Origin of the sequence: Desulfotignum phosphitoxidans DSM 13687, from assembly GCF_000350545.1 — a bacterium.
GTDB lineage: Bacteria > Desulfobacterota > Desulfobacteria > Desulfobacterales > Desulfobacteraceae > Desulfotignum > Desulfotignum phosphitoxidans.
Window position 1 is genome coordinate 48,570 of the sequence record NZ_APJX01000010.1, and the last position, 18,802, is coordinate 67,371.

15 protein-coding genes are annotated in these 18,802 nt (G+C 53.4%); 10 read left to right on the forward strand and 5 right to left on the reverse strand.

Annotation, left to right across the window (positions count from 1 at the left end):
• Positions 1–15 precede the first annotated feature (15 nt).
• From DPO_RS18535 to DPO_RS18550, 4 genes are read left to right on the forward strand one after another with little or no spacing between them, the layout of a single operon-like run.
• Positions 16–1,935 (forward strand): tetratricopeptide repeat protein, encoded by a 1,920-nt coding sequence (locus DPO_RS18535; protein WP_006967860.1) that lies wholly within the window; start codon positions 16–18, stop codon positions 1,933–1,935.
• A gap of 44 nt (positions 1,936–1,979) precedes the next feature.
• A complete protein-coding gene (locus DPO_RS18540; protein WP_006967861.1) occupies positions 1,980–3,188 on the forward strand; it encodes an efflux RND transporter periplasmic adaptor subunit in 1,209 nt (402 codons plus the stop codon).
• Positions 3,175–6,258, forward strand: a complete 3,084-nt coding sequence (locus DPO_RS18545) for an efflux RND transporter permease subunit (protein ID WP_006967862.1) — start codon at positions 3,175–3,177, stop codon at positions 6,256–6,258. Before DPO_RS18540 ends, DPO_RS18545 begins: the two co-directional genes overlap by 14 nt.
• Positions 6,255–7,853 (forward strand): TolC family protein, encoded by a 1,599-nt coding sequence (locus DPO_RS18550; RefSeq protein ID WP_006967863.1) that lies wholly within the window; start codon positions 6,255–6,257, stop codon positions 7,851–7,853. Before DPO_RS18545 ends, DPO_RS18550 begins: the two co-directional genes overlap by 4 nt.
• On the opposite strand, the gene DPO_RS18555 is transcribed toward DPO_RS18550, so the two are convergent.
• Both DPO_RS18555 and DPO_RS18560 read right to left on the reverse strand, forming a co-directional pair.
• Entirely contained in the window at positions 7,829–8,674 is an 846-nt protein-coding gene (locus DPO_RS18555; RefSeq protein WP_040012083.1) for a sodium:proton exchanger, read from the reverse strand. The genes DPO_RS18550 and DPO_RS18555 overlap by 25 nt on opposite strands.
• 26 nt (positions 8,675–8,700) lie before the next feature.
• Positions 8,701–10,482, reverse strand: coding sequence for an aminopeptidase P family protein (locus DPO_RS18560; RefSeq protein WP_006967865.1), 1,782 nt, complete (start codon positions 10,480–10,482; stop codon positions 8,701–8,703).
• Between the two features lie 347 nt (positions 10,483–10,829).
• On the opposite strand from DPO_RS18560, the gene DPO_RS18565 reads away from it, so the two are divergent.
• From DPO_RS18565 to DPO_RS18590, 6 genes are all read left to right on the forward strand, one after another.
• Positions 10,830–11,975, forward strand: a complete 1,146-nt coding sequence (locus DPO_RS18565; protein ID WP_006967866.1) for a MalY/PatB family protein — start codon at positions 10,830–10,832, stop codon at positions 11,973–11,975.
• A gap of 111 nt (positions 11,976–12,086) precedes the next feature.
• Positions 12,087–13,205: a branched-chain amino acid ABC transporter substrate-binding protein gene (locus tag DPO_RS18570; protein WP_006967867.1), complete on the forward strand. Its 1,119-nt coding sequence runs from the start codon at positions 12,087–12,089 to the stop codon at positions 13,203–13,205.
• Between the two features lie 181 nt (positions 13,206–13,386).
• A complete protein-coding gene (locus DPO_RS18575; protein ID WP_024333259.1) occupies positions 13,387–14,295 on the forward strand; it encodes an ABC transporter permease subunit in 909 nt (302 codons plus the stop codon).
• Between the two features lie 21 nt (positions 14,296–14,316).
• Positions 14,317–15,555: an ABC transporter permease subunit gene (locus tag DPO_RS18580; RefSeq protein ID WP_006967869.1), complete on the forward strand. Its 1,239-nt coding sequence runs from the start codon at positions 14,317–14,319 to the stop codon at positions 15,553–15,555.
• Positions 15,539–16,330 carry an ABC transporter ATP-binding protein gene (locus tag DPO_RS18585; RefSeq protein WP_006967870.1) on the forward strand — a complete coding sequence of 264 codons (792 nt, stop codon included), beginning with the start codon at positions 15,539–15,541 and terminating at the stop codon, positions 16,328–16,330. The genes DPO_RS18580 and DPO_RS18585 overlap by 17 nt, the downstream gene beginning before the upstream one ends.
• Positions 16,323–17,030 (forward strand): ABC transporter ATP-binding protein, encoded by a 708-nt coding sequence (locus tag DPO_RS18590; protein WP_006967871.1) that lies wholly within the window; start codon positions 16,323–16,325, stop codon positions 17,028–17,030. Before DPO_RS18585 ends, DPO_RS18590 begins: the two co-directional genes overlap by 8 nt.
• A 1-nt stretch (position 17,031) precedes the next feature.
• Here the strand turns inward: DPO_RS18590 and DPO_RS18595 are convergent, their stop codons facing one another.
• The 3 genes from DPO_RS18595 to DPO_RS18605 all read right to left on the reverse strand — a co-directional run bounded on the left by DPO_RS18595 (position 17,032) and on the right by DPO_RS18605 (position 18,795).
• A complete protein-coding gene (locus DPO_RS18595) occupies positions 17,032–17,469 on the reverse strand; it encodes a GNAT family N-acetyltransferase (RefSeq protein ID WP_006967872.1) in 438 nt (145 codons plus the stop codon).
• 13 nt (positions 17,470–17,482) lie between these two features.
• Positions 17,483–17,677, reverse strand: a complete 195-nt coding sequence (locus DPO_RS18600; protein WP_006967873.1) for a DUF2080 family transposase-associated protein — start codon at positions 17,675–17,677, stop codon at positions 17,483–17,485.
• 212 nt (positions 17,678–17,889) lie between these two features.
• Positions 17,890–18,795 carry a hypothetical protein gene (locus DPO_RS18605; RefSeq protein WP_006967874.1) on the reverse strand — a complete coding sequence of 302 codons (906 nt, stop codon included), beginning with the start codon at positions 18,793–18,795 and terminating at the stop codon, positions 17,890–17,892.
• Between the last annotated feature and the right edge of the window lie 7 nt (positions 18,796–18,802).

Below are 18,802 nucleotides of genomic sequence, written 5' to 3' on the forward strand. Positions count from 1 at the left end.
AAAAGGAGACACATCATGGGACTTAAAGAAGAACTGGAAGAAAAAGCCGAGGAGTGTGACGCGCCGGAAGAGTACATTGCCGTGGCCAAAGAGATTGTGGAGGGTTTAGATGACAAGGAATGGGCCGGTGAACTTCTGGAAGAAGGTGCGGAATGGGCTGAAACCTGGGAAGATGCCGTGACCTATGCCAAAGCCTGTCTGGATATCTTAGGAGATGAAGAAGCGGCCGCCACCCACCTGGATGCCGGGAAAAACCTGTGCACCACTGTTGAGGATTTTTTAGGCCTGGCTGCTGCTGCGCTGGAAATGGGCCAGAAAGAAGCCGCCACCGAGATCTACAATGCCGCCGGCACCAAATGTGTGAAAACGTCTGATTTTCTGGAACTGAGCAAAAGCATTTCAGATGTGCTCAATGACGCGGAACTGGCGGAAAAAACCGTTGAAAAAGCCTTTGCCAAATGCAGCAAGACCGAAGATTTTGTTGTGTTTGCCAAGTCCGTCCTGGACATGTTTGAAGACAAGGACCGGGCCAAATCAGTATATGCCAGCGCCATGGAAAAAGCATCCAAGGCTGAGGATTTCGATATCCTGGCCGCGGGCGCGGTCAAGGACTTGGGCGACAAAGCCTTAGCCCGGCAAATCTATGAAAAAGCCCTTTCCTCGCTGGAATCGGGCAATGAGCTGCTCAAGTTCGCCAGAACCGTGAACGAAAAACTGGATGATAAAGATTTTCTGGAATCCATTTACAAAAAAGCGGAATCGGTTTACACGGAATTTTCCGATTACCTGAAGCTGGGAAAAGAGGCGTTTGAAGTCACCGGGGATGCGCCGTTTGCTACCGGCATTTTCCAGACCGCCGCCGCCACCAATCCGGCATGCAGCCAGCTGGTAGATCTGGCCCTGGCCATGGACAAAGACCTCAATGACAAAGAAGCCGCGGTGCAGGTTCTCAAACAGGCCCAGGCCGCTGTGAAAAGCAATGCGGATTTCATCAAGACCGCCAAGGCCATTCAGGAAATCGTCACCGATGACAAAGAATGGACCGATGCCATCACATTTCAGCTGGAAAAGCGTGAAGAGTTCAAAGACCTGTATTCAGATTTCATCAACCGGGAGCAGGAAACCAAAACCTGTGCCACCAAACGGGCCCTGGCCCATGATATTGTGGAAAAAACCGGGGACAAATATTATGGCGCCAAAATATACCGCCAGGCCCAGGAACTCACCCGCAATTTCAATGATTTCATCAAACTGGGAGTGGGCATTCACCAGGATCTCGGGGACACCGACTGGGTCAAGGAAATCTTCACCGACCTGCTGGAAAAATGTACCACGTTCAGTTACTACAATGAACTGACCGATGCCATTGCCGCCACTCTCAAGGATGATGCCTGGATCAAAGACATTTACAAAAACATTGAAAAACAAAGTGACGGCAACAGTGATCTCGTGAAACTGGCAACCGTTGCCGCAACCCGGCTCAATGACAAAGACTGGGCCAAAAATCTGCTGGCATCGGCTGAAAAAAACTGCCATACGCCGTATGATTACACTTTTGTGGCCGGTGCCTATCTCAGGCTTTTAGACGATCAGGACAAAGCCATTGCCCTGTTTGAAGCCGCAGAAGCCCAATGCACGGATCAGCCATCCTATGACAGACTGTTCAACCTCATATCCGGCCAGACCTCAGACCCCTCCTATCTGACCCGGATTCTGTTGTCCGCCCGGAAAAAACTGACCGGGTTTGACGATCTGCTGTTTCTGGCAGAAACCGCGTGCATCCGGCTGGCAGATACCCGGCTGGCATCGGATATCTATCGTCAGGCAGAAGAAAAGGCGGGTGACAACCGCCAACTGTCCCGCCTGGCCACCAGCGTGGACCAGCAGCTCAAAGACAGTGCCCGGGCATCCGGCTTGCTGCGGAAAATTGCCTGATGCACATGTCACAGGGCCTTGGATAAAAGCATTTGGATGAATCCATGAAAATGCATCGCGTCAAATGGCTGGTCATCCCGGTGCTGATTCTGGGGATTTATTTTTTGTCGACCTTTTTGGGGTCCGAAAAAAAAGACAGCGGCCCATTGGGAAAAAAATCATGGGCCGCACCTGTGGAAACCGCTGCCATAGAGCGGGGTCCCATGGCACTGCGCCGTACCTTCAGCGGCACCCTGGAATCCAATGCCGAATTTCTGGTGGCTCCCAAGGTCAGCGGCCGGGTGGAACACCTGGCCGTGGACATGGGAGACCCGGTCTTTCGAAAACAAGAAGTGGCCCGGCTGGACAATGATGAATATGTCCAGGCCGTGGCCCAGGCCCAGGCGGATCTGGCTGTGGCTGAGGCGGATCTCACCGGGGCTGAAAACGCCCGGGAAATCGCTGAGCGGGAACTGAACCGCATGGAAACCCTTAAAAAACGAGGGGTTTCTTCCGCTTCCCAGGTGGACGCGGCCCGGGCTGAATGGCTGGCAGCCGGCTCCCGGGTGGACATGGCCCGGGCTGTCGTGTTGAAAGCCCGGGCCCAGCTGGAAACCGCCCGGATCCGGCTGGGATACACCACAGTATTTGCGGACTGGACCGGGGGCAGCGATACCCGGTTTATGGCGGAAAAATTCGTTACTGAAGGGGACACGGTTTCCGCCAACACTCCTTTGGTATCTATTGTGGAACTGGACCCGCTGCTGGCGGTACTGTTTGTCACGGAAAAAGATTACGGCCGGCTTGAAATCGGCCAGCCGGCCGCGCTTTCCACCGATGCCTTCCCGGACCGGTCCTTTCAGGGACAAATCGCCCGGATTTCTCCGGTATTCAAGACCCAGACCCGGCAGGCCCGGGTGGAAGTCCGGGTAGCCAATTCCGGCCTTGAACTTAAACCGGGAATGTTTGTTCGGGTTTCCGTGGTGCTGGAACAGGTGGCCGACACCCTGATGGTGCCGGAGATCGCTCTGGTAACCCGGAATCAGGAAACCGGTATTTTTGTGGTGTCCCCGGATGAAACCACCGTGGCCTGGCACCCGGTGGTCACCGGGATCCGCCAGAACGGCAAAGTCCAGGTCCGGGGCCATAACCTGAGCGGCCAGGTGGTGACCCTGGGTCACCAGTTGCTGGACCACGGATCATTGATCCGGATACCGGATCCGGCTGTCCCAAAATCCGGTATCGATCCAAAAGGGTCGCATGAACCTGCCTGAATTCAGTGTTCACCGTCCGGTATTCATCACCATGGTCTTTCTCATGGTCCTGGTTATTGGTTCGATTTCCTTAAGCCGGCTTCAAATCGACATGCTGCCGGAAATTGAAATGCCCACCCTGAGCATCCGGACCGAATTTGAAGGGGCCAGCCCGGAAATCATGGAACGTCAGGTGACTCAGATCATTGAAGAGATCGCTGCCACGGTACCCGGTGTGGAAGAGATCGCTTCAGATTCATCCGAAGGACGCAGCAATGTCCGGATCCGTTTTGCCTGGGGAACCGATATTGACATTGCCGCATTAGATGTCCGCTCCGTTGTGGAGGATGAAATCAATGAGCTGCCTGAAGAGGTGGATCGACCCAGTATCCGCAAGTTTGATATCGGCAGTTTTCCAGTGGTGCTGCTGGGGATTTCCAGCCGGCTGGATCCGGTGGATTTGACCCAGCTCATTGAAGACGAGATCCGGTACCGGTTTTCCAGAATACCGGGAGTGGCCCAGGTGGACATCTGGGGAGGATATGACAGAGAAATCCGCATCGAACTGGATCCGGACCGGATCATGGCCTTAGGCCTGCCCCTGGACCAGATTATTCAGGCCGTCACACAGGCCAATCAGGACCAGCCCACAGGGAAACTGGAACAGGGCCGGTATGAAATCCAGCTCCGGGCCCCGGCCCAGTTCACCCACCTGGACCAGATCCGCAATACCGTGGTGGCGCATCAGGACGGGGCTGCCGTCACCCTGGGTCAGATCGCCCAGGTGAAAGACACCTATGAAAAGCTGACCCGGATCATCCGGGTCAACGGGGAACCCGGTATTCGGGTGGCCATCCGGAAACAGTCCCAGGCCAATACCGTTGACGTGGCCAGAGGGGTTCTGAAAGAAATCGATGTGATCAACGCGGCCATGCCCCAGGTAAACATCATTCCGGTCATCAACCAGGGAAATTTCATCCAGCGGTCCATCGCCAATGTGGCAAGGTCTGTTTTATACGGCGGGGGCCTGGCCGTGCTGATCCTGCTGTTTTTTTTAAGAACCGTCCGCAGCACCGTGGTCATCTCCCTGGCCATTCCCATCTCCATGCTGGCCACATTTGCGTTGATGTTTTTCTTTAATTTCACCCTCAATTTGATGACGCTGGGCGGCCTGGCATTAGGCGTCGGCATGATGGTGGACAACTCCATTGTGGTTCTGGAAAATATTTTCCGGCACCGGGATGAACATAACAAACCCCCGGATATCGCCTCAAAACAGGGGGCCATGGAAGTGGCCCCAGCCATCCTGGCCAGCACCATCACCACGCTGGTAATTTTTCTGCCCCTGATTTTTGTCAGAGGCGTATCCGGCATTCTGTTCACGGAAATGGCGTATGTGATCATTTTTTCTTTGACCTGCTCTTTGCTGGTGGCGCTGTCTTTGGTCCCCATGCTCACCTCCAGACTGCTGGGCATCAAAAAAAGAAAAAACACCGGGTCTGTGATCTCATTTTTCTTTTCTTTGTCAGAATCTTTTTTTGTTCAACTGACGCACCGCTATTCTTATGTGCTGTCCAAAGCATTGGATCACCGCGGGGTGACCCTGTTAATTGCCGCTGCCGCCCTGGGAGGGGCCCTGATGCTGGTTCCAAAAATCGGAACGGAATTTCTGCCGCCCAGTGATGAAGGAGAGGTGCGGATCTCCGGCGAAATGGAGGTGGGCACCCGGCTCGACCTGGTGGACCGCCAGAGCCGGCAGGTGGAAGCCATTGCATTTCCGGCTGTACCTGAGATGATCTCTTCTGTGGTCAGCGTCGGGGCATCCGGATACCGGCCCGGCAGTTCCGCCAAAACCGAAATCCGCATGGCCCTGACTCCGGCAGCCCAGCGAACCCGTTCCAATGTGGCCATTGCCCATGATCTTCGCCAGCGCCTGTCAGGCCAGATTCCGGGCATAGAAATCCGGACCCGGGCCCCCCAGGGCCAATTTATCATGGAACGGATCCTGGGGGGGGATGACGGGCTGAATGTGGAAGTCCGGGGATTTGATCTGGATATTCTGGAAACACTGGCTGCCAGGGCTGCCGAACAGGTTGTACAGGTTCCGGGCATTACAGATGTGCTGCTCAGCCGGGAGGCCGGCATCCCCCAACGAGAAATTGAGGTCGACCGGGATAAGGCAGCGGATCTGGGCTTGAGCGTCAAGGACATCACCGACATCATCTCCACGGCCGTGGCCGGATCCAGAGCCGGGGAATTCCAGACCCAGGGGGATTCCTACCGGATTTTCGTCCAGCTCAGGGATGTGGAAAACCGCACCCTGGACGAAATTCTGGATCTGACCCTGACCACGGCATCCGGCCGGCAGGTGGCGATCCGGAACCTGGTTTCCGTGCATTCCGGACGGGGACCGCTTCTCATCGACCGCAAGGATCAGCAGCGTATCATCACGGTTTCCGCCAATGTTTCCGGACGGGATCTGGGATCTGTGGCAGCGGATGTGGCTGACCGTTTAAGCGAAATCCCACGGCCTGCAGGATATGATCTGATAGTGGCCGGAGATTTTGAAGAACAGCAAAAAGCGTTCAGGGAGCTGATCATCTCTTTGATCCTGGCCCTGGTTCTGGTGTACATGGTCCTGGCCTGCCAGTATGAATCTTTGATCAATCCGCTGGTGGTGATGTTTTCGGTTCCCATGGCCGCCGTCGGGGTTCTGGTCACCCTGTATCTGACCCATACCACCCTGAATGTCCAGTCCTATATCGGCTGCATCATGCTGGGGGGAATCGTGGTGAACAACGCCATTTTGCTGGTGGATCAGTCCAGCCGCCTGACATCTGAGGGCACGACGGTCAAAGCAGCGGTCATGGAAGCCGGCCGCCGCCGGCTGAGGCCCATTCTTATGACCAGCCTGACCACCATTTTAGGGCTGATCCCTCTGGCGTTGGGCATCGGGGAAGGTGCGGATGCCCAGGCACCCCTGGCCCGGTCCGTGGTGGGCGGACTCACCGGTGCCACCGTGATCACCCTGGTGCTCATCCCGGTCATCTATTCTTTGTTTCACCCGGATTCAAAAAAGGCGGGTTCATGAAAACAAGATTTGTCTTTTTCCCAGGCCCGGTACTAGTGTGCCTGATTTTTTCTCTGCTGATTTCCGGCTGCATGCTGTCTGAATCTCAAAAAGTGGATCTGGCGGATCTGGTACCAATGGGTCCGGCAGATATCCAGACATTTGACTTCACACTGGAAAACAAGCCTGACCCGCACCCCATGCCAGCCGGTCAAACACCGGATCCGGCCCTGTCTGTGGAACAGGCGGTGATGCTGACCCTGGAGCACAACCCGGACTTAAAAACCCGGCAGCTGGGTCCTGTCATCGCCGGGGCGTTCGAACAGATGGAAAAAGGACAATATGATCCCGAGGTGTTCGCAACCATGGGGATGACCCGGGAAACACTCCCTGGTCCGGAATCATCAGATACGGCTGTCTCAGCTGCGGCAGGTATCCGTCAGCAGCTGCCCTTTGGGACCACCCTGGCGGCGGAAGCGGCCCATGAAACGGACCGGGCCTTTCGCACGGGGGCTCCCGACAAAACCCGGGTAACCCTGTCCGTGACCCAGGCACTGCTCCAGGGGGCCGGTCCGGCCGGCGGCCTGGTGGCCATCCGGCAAAGTGAACTGGAAACCCGGGCCAGTATTCACGAGCTGACCGCCTATGCCCAGGCCCTGGTAGCGGAAACGGAAATCGCGTACTGGCAATATGTGCTGGCCCGGCAGGAGCACGCCATTGTGGAACGGTCTCTGGCTGTATCCAAAAAACAGCGGACCGATGTCCAACACCAGATTGAGGTGGGGGTTTTGCCCCGTAATGAACAGGCGGCCGTACAGTCGGAAGTGGCCCGGCGGGAACAGGCCCTGATCGATTCCGCCAACCAGGTGGAAGCGTTCCGCCTGACCCTGCTGCATCTGATAAATCCCGGCGGACCCGGTTATCTGGATCGTCTGGTTCTGCCTGCCAGTGATCCGGCCATTGATCCGGACCCTGTCGCCGATATCCGGGACCGTACCAGCCTGGCCATGACACTGCGGCCGGATCTGGCCGAAGCCCGGTTGCGCATGCACCAGAACCAGCTGGAAACCATTGCCACGAAAAACGGCCTGCTGCCCCGGCTGGATTTTTTCATGGATCTGGGAGTTGCCGCATATGGGGATGGATTTTCAGATGCGGCCCAATCACTGGACAACGGGGACTATGAGGTATCTGCCGGTCTGTCTTTAAGCCGGTTTGTCAAAAACCGGACTGCCAGAGCCCGGCATCAGGCTGCGGTGGCCACCCGCCAACAGGCAACCGAAGCACTTGAAAACCTTCGCCGGACCATTCATCTGGATGTCCGCCTGGCTGTCAATGAAATCGAGCGGGCAAGACAGCAGATCCATGCCTCAAAGGTCACCCGCCGATCTGAAGAACAGACCGTGCAGGCGGAAATCGAACGATTCAACGTAGGCGCCGGCACAGCACTGCTGGTGGCCCAGGCCCAGCGGGATCTGCTGATCAGCCAGATTGCCGAGGTCCGGGCCGTGATCCATTACCGCATCGCTTTGATCCGGCTGTTTCTGGCCGAAGGCAGTCTGCTGCACCGCAGAGGCGTTGTTTTAAGGCATCAAGGCCAGGTCATGAATAAATAAGTGACAACGCCTGCGATTGCCAGCCAGATATTGGTGATATTGCTCACCGTGATATTGAGGATGGCGGCCAGATATTTTCCCCGGCTTAAAAGGGCCAGACAGCTTTTAAACTCCGGCCAGCTTGACAGGGTGGCCAGTACAAAAAAACCGATCACCCCTTTGGGGGCCTGGCTTTGTTCCGAGGCAAAACTGACCACCGGATCAAGAAAATACCCGGCGGCAATCAGCACGACAATTGCCGGAATGACCGACCAGCCGGCAATTTCAGCATCTTCCATGGATTGTTCGTCCGGCTCGAATGGTCGTCTGTAAAACAATATTCCGGTGATGACAATCCCTGCCGCCACCCAGAGAATGTGGTGGGCCATGGAAATAGTATAAAAAGAGACAGCAAGTCCTGCAGTCAGAACGATACATGTCAGGGTATACTGCCAGCAGGTCTGCATGGTTTTTAAAAATACCCGGCACACCAGTGCGGCTGAAATCAACAGAACCGGGTTCATCAGATTTGAACCCAGCGGCGTGCTTGCCGCAAACAACACATCCCCGGTCACCAGGCCGACAATGAGACAGACCAGTTCGGGTCCGTTGGTGATGAACCCGGTTATCGTGCCCAGGCCTCTGACTTTCTTGAGCGTTTCGATGATGACCTCGATGGAAAACCCGATCAGAATCATCACCAGCACCACCCCGCCGGCGGCAATGAAAGACAGGTTGAAATCACCGCCACACACCAGAGAACAGGTGCAGAAAAACACAACGACCAGCACCCAGCAGGCCATGTCTATCCAGCCGATGGAATTGACCAGAAATTGTTTCACCGCTTTTGTTCCATAAACATATCAGATCAATCCAGCAAAGCGGTCCGGGTTTGGAGCCATGCAGCGATCCGGGATGGCAGATAAGGTGAAATCCGGTCATACACCTGCCGGTGATACTGATTGATCCACGCGATCTCCGCTTCAGTGAGCAGGGAGGTATCGATCAGATCCCGTTCAAAATGGCACCAGGTCATGTTTTCAAATTCCAGAAACCGGCCGAATTCTGTTTGACGGGAATCGGTCACCAGCACCATGTTCTCCAGGCGGATACCATATTCTCCCTCCCTGTAAACCCCGGGCTCATCGGTCATCAGCATGCCTTTTTCCAGGGCCGCATCCACCGGATGCGGGCTGATCCGGGCCGGGCCTTCATGAACACACAAAAAGAACCCCACGCCGTGTCCCGTGCCATGCCCGAAATTCATGCCCTGGGCCCACAGAAACTGCCGGGCCAGGGTATCGATCTGAAACCCCCGGGTGCCTTCGGGAAAACACGCGCCGGCCACAGCGATATGGCCTTTAAGCACCAGGGTGTAGTCCTTGATCTGCTGCAAGGAAGGGGTTCCCAGACACACCGTGCGGGTGATGTCCGTGGTGCCGGTCAGGTAATTACCGCCGGAATCGGTCAGAAACAGTCCGGTATTATCCAGCCGGACATCGGTCTGAGGGGTGGCGGAATAATGGCACAATGCGGAATGCGCACCAAACGCCATAATGGGATCAAAACTGTTTTCCACAAACCCGGGCTGGGCGTTGCGAAGTTCAAACAATTTTTCTGCCGCACTGATTTCCGTCAGCGAATCGTCAGGTTCCTGTTCCGACAGCCAGTGAAGGAAACAGATAACGGCAATCCCGTCCTTGACCGCCGTATCCCGCAAATGCCGGATCTGAATGTCGTTTTTAACCGCTTTGAGCCGGGCGGCCGGGCTTGGTTTTTCAACCACGCGGCAAGCCGGATTGATGGCGGATGCCAGGCATGCGGATGTCATATCCGGATCCAGCAGCATACAGGCAGAATCCGGCATCTGTCCCAGGGCCGTGTCAATATCAGTATAACCGGCCAGGGTTACACCGTCGTTTGCCAGGCCTGAAGCCAGATCTTTGGTCACCTTGTCCGGGTGGATGAATAACCGGACAGACGATTGAGTGAAAAGAGCAAACGCGATGTTCACCGGATTGTTGGGGGCATCGGATCCCCTCAGGTTGAATGTCCAGGCAATGTCCTCCAGAGCGGTCATCACATGGCAGTCCGCCCCGGCCTGTGCCATGGCTTTCCGGATATTTTCGATTTTTTCGACCCGGGACTGGCCGGCATACTGCACATCAAACTCCCAGGCGGTTGACATCGGCATGGGGGGCCGATCCTGCCATAGATCTTTTACCAGGTCCAGATCGGTACGCAATCGGATCTGCCGGATATCCCACAATTGCCGGTATGTTTTTTCCTGGGTTCGTGAGAGGATCCGGCCGTCAATGGCCACTGTGTTTTTGGGACCCAGATGATCAAAAATCCAGCGATGGAAGTCGGGCACATCTTTTTCCCCGGATTTAAACAATTCGAATTCCGATCCCTGTATCTGAATACCGGCCTGGAGCCAGTATCTGAAATCGGTCCATAAAACGGCCCGGGTGCGGGTGACCACGGCCACGCCGGCTGATCCGGTGAATCCGGTGAGCCAGGCCCGGGCCTGCCAGTGTCCGGTGACATATTCGCTCTGATGGGGATCGGCAGAAGGCACCACGATTGCAGCAATCTGGTGTGCCGCCATCATCCGCCTTAATGCCGCCAGTTTTTCATCTGTTTTCACAACAGCCATTCCTCACTTTATCTTCTATAATCTCTGTGGTATTCCCAGCCATGTACAATGCCCCATGGCATACACTGTTTAAGGTAATTTCTCAATCTTTTTTCAGAATGCCCCGTGCCCCTGATGGGTATGGGGTATTAGGGGCAAACCGCAGCAGGAATCGCCTGTACAGCGGAGCCCCCGGAGGAGGCATTCTACAATCCGATTTCAATTTTGGGTTGACAAGTCCAGGGAAGTATGTTTTCTGACCAGGAACCGACCCTGTTTTCGACGAACAGATATATATGGATATGCCCGCGGAAACAGCCCCATACATCCAAAAAAGTGGAAGGAGATCCCCCATTCTGATGAACCCTTTTTTTGATCCCGTTATCGACCGGACCCATACCCATTCCATGAAATGGGAGAAATATGAAGGCACAGACATCTTGCCCATGTGGGTGGCGGACATGGACTTCAAAGCCCCGCCGGCAGTACTGGCAGCACTGACAAAAGTCATCGATCACGGGGTCCTGGGATATACGCGGGTTTCCCGGGATCTGAACCGGATTGTGGCAGACCGGCTCACGGCCCTTTACGGCTGGGCCGTTGAACCGGACTGGCTGGTATGGATTCCCGGTGTGGTGTCGGGACTGAATGTGGTATGCCGGGCCTTTGGAAAACAAGACCAGCCCCTTGTCACCACCACACCCATTTATCCGCCGTTTCTGTCGGTATCCGACCATTGCGGTAAGCCGTTGATCACCCTTCCCATGATCCGGGAATCCAACCGGTCCACCCTGGATTTTGATGCCCTGGAACGCGTGTTCCAAACCGGACCGGCGGTTTTTTTATTCTGCAGCCCCTACAATCCCTGCGGGACCCTGTTTACCCGGGAGGAACTTGAACATCTGACAACCCTGTGTGAGACCTATGACATTCTTTTGTGCAGCGATGAAATCCACAGCGATTTCGTACTGGACCCGGAAAACCGCCACATTCCCACAGCGTCTTTGTCCGAAGCCGCCGCCCAAAGAACCATCACCCTGATGGCACCTTCCAAAACCTATAACATTCCGGGGCTGGGGTGTGCCTTTGCCGTGATTCCAAATGCCGGCCTCAGAACCCGGTTCAAAGCGGCCTGCAAAGGCATTGTTCCATCCGTGAACCTGATGGGGCTTGCCGCGGCAAAAGCGGCGTATGACGTCTGTGATGACTGGCTGTCCCAGCTTGTTTCCTACCTGGCTGAAAACAGAAACACGGTGATGAAACAAATCAACGAACTGCCCGGATGCCGTCTGGACCCCATAACAGCCACGTATCTGGCCTGGATCGATGTCAGGGAAACCGGGCTCACAGATCCGGTCCGGTTTTTTGAAGAACACGGGGTCGGATTGTCGGATGGGTCTTTTTTCGGATCTCCCGGATTTGTCCGGCTCAATTTCGGATGCCCGGCGACTGTTCTGGAAAAAGGACTGGACCGAATGGCACAGGCAATGAAAAGGCGTATATGATGAATTTTTTCTTGACTTAAAACCTTCATATTTCTATAGTTATGCAATTTTCAAACAAAAATGCGGATTTCGTTCAAAAATTTAAGTTAACCTAAACAAAGGGAGTAGAACATGAAAACTTTTTTTAAGTGTCTCACCGTCGGGGTATTGTCTATGATGCTGTTTGCCGCACCTGGATTTGCCAGTGATACCATAAAGGTGGCCAATGCCGGCGCACTTTCCGGAGATTTGGCGCCCTACGGCATATCCGCTCTCAGAGGGGTTGAAATGGCGGTTGAAGACATCAATGAAAAGGGCGGTATCCTGGGGAAAAAAGTCGAGCTGATGCTCGGAGATGATGTGTGCAAACCGGAAGTGGCGGTCAACGTGGCCACCAAGCTGGTATCCGACGGCGCCCAGATGGTTGTGGGTCATGTCTGCTCCGGCGCCACCATTGCTGCCAACAAAATTTACAAAGATGCCGATATCATTCTTATTTCCGGTTCCGCCACCAATGATGACCTGACTATGTCGGGTGACCATCCCAATTTTTTCAGAACCATTGCCAATGATGGGGCCCAGGCCACGCTGATGACGTCATTTGCAAAAAACGATCTCAAAATCAAAAAAGTGGCGTTGATTCACGACAAAGGAGATTACGGCAAAGGACAGATGGAACTGGCCAAAATCGCGTTTGAACATATGGGAGACGTGGAAATCGTACTGTTCGAAGGCGTAACCACCGGCGCTGTGGATTACACAGCCATTGTCCAGAAAATCAAACGGTCTGATGCGGATCTGGTCATGTGGGGTGGATACCATTCCGATGCGTCCAAAATCATTCAGCTGATGAAAAAGAAACGCGTAGATACGCTTTTCATGGGTGCGGACGGCATCTATGGCGACAACCTGCCCAACCTGGCCGGCGAATTTGCTGAAGGCGTCTATGCCACCGGCCCCAATGACACCTCTTCCAACCCCATGCATCAGGCATTGACCAAAGAACACCAGGAAAAATACGGAGAAGATCCCGGCACCTTTTTCTTCACCGGATACACCTGCATGCAGTCTTTGGCAGTTGCCGCTGAAAAAGCCGGCACTGTGGAGTATGATGCCATGCGGGCCGCCATGTTCGAAATCACCGTGGACTCTCCCATGGGCCCCATCGGATTTGACGAAAACGGGGACATTGTGGGCGCGGGTTTTTCAGTATACCGGGTAACTGACGGAAAATATCAGCAGGTTAATTAACGACTCATGCCTTTGAAAAACAGGAGCCAGATCCATGTCGGATTTGCGCTCCTGTTTTTATCACCAGCGGTTTGCCTTAAACCACAGACGTTCAGGATGAAACAATATGCGTTGGATTAGTATATTACTGGGTCTGGCTGTCACCGGAATTATCGGCTTTTTCGCCGTCCGGGAATTACTCATGGACCCCATGTATTTTTTTGAGCTGTTTCTGGGAGGTTTGACCCGGGGCAGTATTTATGCCCTTATCGCCCTAGGCTATACCATGGTGTACGGCATCATTCAGCTGATCAACTTTGCCCATGGGGAAATCTACATGATCGGCGCCATGACCGCGTTGATCATTGCCAGCGTTCTGGGAATGTGGGGATGGAACACCGCTGTGATCGTCATCCTGGCGTTTGTGTTTGCCATCGTCTATTCCTGTGCTTATGGGTTTACCGTGGAAAAAATCGCGTACAAACCGTTGCGAAACGCGCCACGCCTGTCTGCGCTGATATCCGCCATCGGCATGAGCCTGTTTCTGCAAAACTATGTCATGCTGGCCCAGACCCCGGACTACCTGCCTTTCAAAAGCCTGATACCGGATTTCAAATTCTGGGAACCCTTTGCCCACATCATCACATCCGTGGAAATCACCATCATCATTACCACGGTGATCGTCATGATCCTGCTGGGGCTGCTCATCAAATTCACCCGGATCGGCAAAGCCATGCGGGCCACGGCCCAGGACAAGGTCATGGCGGCTCTTTTGGGGATCAATGTCAACAATGTCATTTCCGCCACGTTTGTGGTGGGCTCTGCCACGGCAGCCATCGGCGGGGTGCTTATCGCCTGCCATGTGGGCCAGATCAATTTCTATATCGGATTTCTGGCCGGCCTCAAAGCCTTTATCGCCGCTGTTTTAGGCGGTATCGGTTCCATTCCGGGCGCAGTGCTGGGATCTCTGGTTCTGGGTATTTCCGAAAGCTTTTTTACCGGATATTTCTGGAGTGAATACGAAGATGTGTTTGCTTTTACCATCCTGGTGGTAATTCTGATTTTCCGCCCATCCGGCATCCTGGGTCGCCACGATGCCCAGAAAGTGTAATTTGAATTCAGGTGACAACTTATGCCGATTAAACAACAACTCAAACAATCTTTGATCATTGCCTTCTGGTTCATGATCCTGACCTTTCCCATCATGGTCATTAAGGTCAATACCATCCACAACACCATTGTTTTCAGGTGGTCCAACCTTTTATGGGTCGGTGTGCTATCCTTTTTTGCCTCCTGGTTATGGAACTATTTTCTGCGGCGCACCGAAGCCCGGAAAAAGTCGGACATTGACGAAGACATCCCCCTGATCCACCGATTTTTGCAAAACAACCGGTTCCGCCGACCGTTTCTCGGGCTGCTGGCTGCTTTTTTTATCGCGTATCCGTTTGTTTTCCCCATGTATCACACCTCCATCATGATATCGGCCCTGGTGTATGTCATGCTGGGACTGGGACTCAATATCGTGGTGGGACTGGCCGGGCTGCTTGATCTGGGGTATGTGGCGTTTTATGCGGTGGGGGCTTATGCCTATGCCCTTTTAAACCTGCATTTTGGACTCAGCTTCTGGATGGTGCTGCCCATTTCCGCACTCCTGGGCACCCTGTTCGGCGTGTTGCTGGGTTATCCGGTACTGCGGCTCAGAGGGGATTACCTGGCTATCGTGACCCTGGGGTTCGGAGAAATCATCCGGATTGTTCTGGAAAACTGGGATGAGTTTTCCAACGGCCCCCGGGGAATCTCTGATATTCCGGCCCCCACTTTTTTCGGGCATCAGTTCAATCAGGACAATACCATGATCTACATCTATTTCATTGTTATCGCCCTGGTGCTCATGACTATCTTTTTTGTCAACCGCCTGGAAAATTCCAAAATCGGACGGGCCTGGATCGCGTTGCGGGATGATGAGATCGCCTGCCAGGCCATGGGGATCGACAAATTCAAGACCAAGCTCACCGCGTTTGCCTTAGGCGCCACCTGGGCTGCCATGGGCGGGGTGATCTTTGCCGCCAAAACCTCATATATCAACCCCATGTCTTTTACCATCTGGGAGTCCATCACCATTTTGTGCGTGGTGGTTATCGGCGGCATGGGATCCGCCGTGGGAGTGATTGCCGGTGCGCTGGTGCTGATTCTTCTGCCGGAATATCTGCGGGCGGTGGCTGAATACCGGATGCTGGTTTTCGGGGCGCTACAGGTCATTGTCATGGTGTTCAAACCGGACGGTCTGATCAAAAGCGTTCGAAAAGTGTACACGTTTAAAACATCACAGGAACCCCATCAGGAAAAAATAGTCCATGGAACCCATACTTAACGTTAAAAACCTGACCATGAAATTCGGGGGTCTTAAAGCCCTGGATGATGTAAGCATTGCCATTGAAAAAGGGCAGATTGCCGCACTCATCGGCCCCAACGGCGCCGGAAAAACCACATTTTTTAACTGTATCACCGGCATTTATGAACCCACTCACGGAAATGTGGAGATTACCCCCCCCGGCAAAGCCACCCAGAGTCTCAAAGGCCTCAAACCCAATTATGTAACGGAAAGAGGTATTGCCAGAACCTTTCAAAACATCCGGCTGTTTCATGGCATGACAGTACTTGAAAACGTGTTGATCGGCAGGCACTGTCGCCTGTCTTCCGGGATTATCAAGGCCATGCTCAAACCCTCCAGCCAGCGGGAGGAAGAAAAAAAAGCGGTGTATGACAGTTATGAAATTCTGGAAAAAATCGGCCTGGCAAAATATGTGAATGAAATGGCGGTGAACCTGCCGTACGGGGCCCAGCGACGTCTGGAAATCGCTCGTGCCATGGCCACGGACCCTTTTTTACTGCTGCTGGATGAACCGGCGGCCGGCATGAATCCCCAGGAAACCAAAGAACTGGATGATCTGATTCTCTGGCTGCGGGACAATGAAAATCTGACCATTCTCCTCATCGAACATGATATGAAACTGGTCATGAGCCTGTCCGACTGGATCCATGTAGTGGATTACGGCAAAAAAATCGCCGAAGGCACCCCTGCCGAAATCAAAGCCAATCCTGACGTCATCAAAGCCTATCTGGGAGAAGAATCCGACGATGCTTAAACTCAGCAATATCCATACTTATTACGGCAATATCCACGCACTCAAAGGCATAGACATCGAAGTGGAGGAAGGGGAGGTGATTTCCCTGATCGGTGCCAACGGAGCCGGGAAATCCACCACATTGATGACGACGTCCGGTATTGTTCCGGCCCAAAAAGGAACCATCGAACTCAACGGAGAAGATATCACATATCTGTCCCCGGATAACATTGTCAAAAAAGGGATCTGCCAGGTCCCGGAAGGCCGCCGCATTTTTCCTTATCTCACCGTGGCCGAAAATCTGGATATGGGCGCATTTCTGCGTAACGACAATGATAAAATCAAACAGGATCTGTCGTATGTATATGAACTGTTTCCCATCCTGGCCAACCGCCGGAACCAGGCCGGCGGTACCCTGAGCGGCGGGGAACAGCAGATGCTGGCCATATCCCGGGCACTGATGTCCCGGCCCAAGATACTGCTGCTGGATGAGCCGTCCCTGGGCCTGGCCCCCATCGTGGTGAAACAGATTTTCTCCATCATTGAAAAGATCAATCAGGAAAATAAAACCACCATCTTTATCGTGGAGCAGAACGCCAATCTGGCATTGAAAGCGGCCCACCGGGGATATGTCATGGAAACCGGACGAATCACCATGACAGATACCGGTGCAAATCTGCTGGCCAACGAGGACGTGAAAAAAGCCTATCTGGGGATTTAAGCTACAGCTCTTTTTTCAGGTTGATGAATTCACTGCGTTTGAATCCCAGCTTCTTGAAAAAAGACAGCACATCAATGGAATCCCACATCACGGACGAATAGATACAGGCCACTTCTTTGTCCCTGTAAATGTCACAAATCCGGTTGGCCAGTGCCAGCCCGATACCCCGGCCCATGTAATCCGGATGTACGCCGATTGCCATGATCCAGGCACTTTTCCGGATACCGAAACCCGCATACAGGGTGGTGGAAATCATGTACCCCACGACCTTATTGTTCAATTCCGCGGCCAGGCTGGTGGTGCCGTTTCCATCGGATACCTGCTGTTTCACCAGCTTGAGAAAATCGACGTTGGCATCCTGGGGTGAGATGGCGGCACGGATATCTTCTATGGCCTGGGCGTCCTCCAGACGGATTTCTCTGATGATCGGTTCTTCCAAAACATCCTCCCTGTTATTCTACTTTGATAATTTTGACCGTATGACCCACCCAGTTGGGTGGCAGATATATTCTGCCACTGTTGCCGGAGGATTTCACTTCTTTTTCAATCATTTCCTCTCCGTACACCTCGAATTTGACTCTGGCCTGAGGAACCGGTTTGGTCTCTTCCGCCGCCAATGGGGTTTCGGTTTGATTTTTATCAGTCATTTAATATCCCGTTTTTGATGAAAAAGATTCTTTGCTGTCTTTTGAACTTGTAAAAGACAGACCGACCATTTCATTATAAAAAAGACCATATATTGTTTTCTTTTTTTTTTCAACTTCAACTCATGAAAGGGCCTGATAAAAAAAGCACAGACAGCACAGAAAAATGATTCCCTGAACTGCCTGTGCTTCAGATAAAGATGACAAAACAATTTCTAAATCAAGGGATTATACACCGCCGTTTTCATAATAAGGTACCGAATAGCCAGATCCCCTGCCAGAACAGATGCCAGGCGCAGGAAAACCAGAAATCCGTTGGTGCTGCCGCCCCACATAATCAAAGTAAAAATCAGAGGCAAAAGAACGGCCAGCACCCCGACACCCACATAGGTGATCCGTTTGAGATCGCCTTCCAGCATCTTTTTAACGGAAATTTTTGCCACGTCACTCATATGCCATGTGCCCCAGGCATACAGCCCGATGCACAGAATATAGATCAGAAAGAACGTGGCAGCCCAGACTTCCATGCCGGAAACCACCGTGGCACTACCGGAAAGAGCGAACAACAGCTGAAGCAGCTGGTGCCCCACCCAGATCCCGGAAATGATGGACAACGGCAGCACAACGGTGGAACTCCATGCCGGCAGGGCACGAACCACGTTCATAGTGGCAAACCCATGGGAAATGATCAGCAGACATAAAATGCCCATGATGAAATTGAACACCATATTAAATCCGCCCGGAGTGATCATCTGCAAAAATCCCAGAACGGCAAACACACCGATGATCCAGATTCCCCGGGACAGTTCGGACGTATTGGGCTTCATGAGCATACGCCAGGCCCGTTTGGGGTTGCCCAGATACAGCATGTGAATCACCCCGCCCAAAATCAGCGTGATCAGCCAGCCGATCACGATCCCGGGCCGGAAACTGTAAAACAGAGACATGAAATACAGGCCGGCACCGATTTCAGAGAAAAAGAACGCCAGCCAGAGAAAAATACCTTTTTCATCGATCCACTGCCGCTGACGGGTCGGACTGATCATCCACTCATAGGGTTTGATCCCGGAGCCATCAGACGGAAACATGGTTTCAACCAGATTTTGGTGATTATCATTCATGGAAATA

Bases quoted from the DNA above. Each gene is read 5' to 3' on its own strand.
- DPO_RS18535 (WP_006967860.1), top strand. From the start codon at position 16: ATGGGACTTAAAGAAGAACTGGAAGAAAAAGCCGAGGAGTGTGACGCG.
- DPO_RS18540 (WP_006967861.1), top strand. From the start codon at position 1,980: ATGAAAATGCATCGCGTCAAATGGCTGGTCATCCCGGTGCTGATTCTG.
- DPO_RS18545 (WP_006967862.1), top strand. From the start codon at position 3,175: ATGAACCTGCCTGAATTCAGTGTTCACCGTCCGGTATTCATCACCATG.
- DPO_RS18550 (WP_006967863.1), top strand. From the start codon at position 6,255: ATGAAAACAAGATTTGTCTTTTTCCCAGGCCCGGTACTAGTGTGCCTG.
- DPO_RS18565 (WP_006967866.1), top strand. From the start codon at position 10,830: ATGAACCCTTTTTTTGATCCCGTTATCGACCGGACCCATACCCATTCC.
- DPO_RS18570 (WP_006967867.1), top strand. From the start codon at position 12,087: ATGAAAACTTTTTTTAAGTGTCTCACCGTCGGGGTATTGTCTATGATG.
- DPO_RS18575 (WP_024333259.1), top strand. From the start codon at position 13,387: ATGGACCCCATGTATTTTTTTGAGCTGTTTCTGGGAGGTTTGACCCGG.
- DPO_RS18580 (WP_006967869.1), top strand. From the start codon at position 14,317: ATGCCGATTAAACAACAACTCAAACAATCTTTGATCATTGCCTTCTGG.
- DPO_RS18585 (WP_006967870.1), top strand. From the start codon at position 15,539: ATGGAACCCATACTTAACGTTAAAAACCTGACCATGAAATTCGGGGGT.
- DPO_RS18590 (WP_006967871.1), top strand. From the start codon at position 16,323: ATGCTTAAACTCAGCAATATCCATACTTATTACGGCAATATCCACGCA.
- DPO_RS18600 (WP_006967873.1), bottom strand. From the start codon at position 17,677: ATGACTGATAAAAATCAAACCGAAACCCCATTGGCGGCGGAAGAGACC.
- DPO_RS18605 (WP_006967874.1), bottom strand. From the start codon at position 18,795: ATGAATGATAATCACCAAAATCTGGTTGAAACCATGTTTCCGTCTGAT.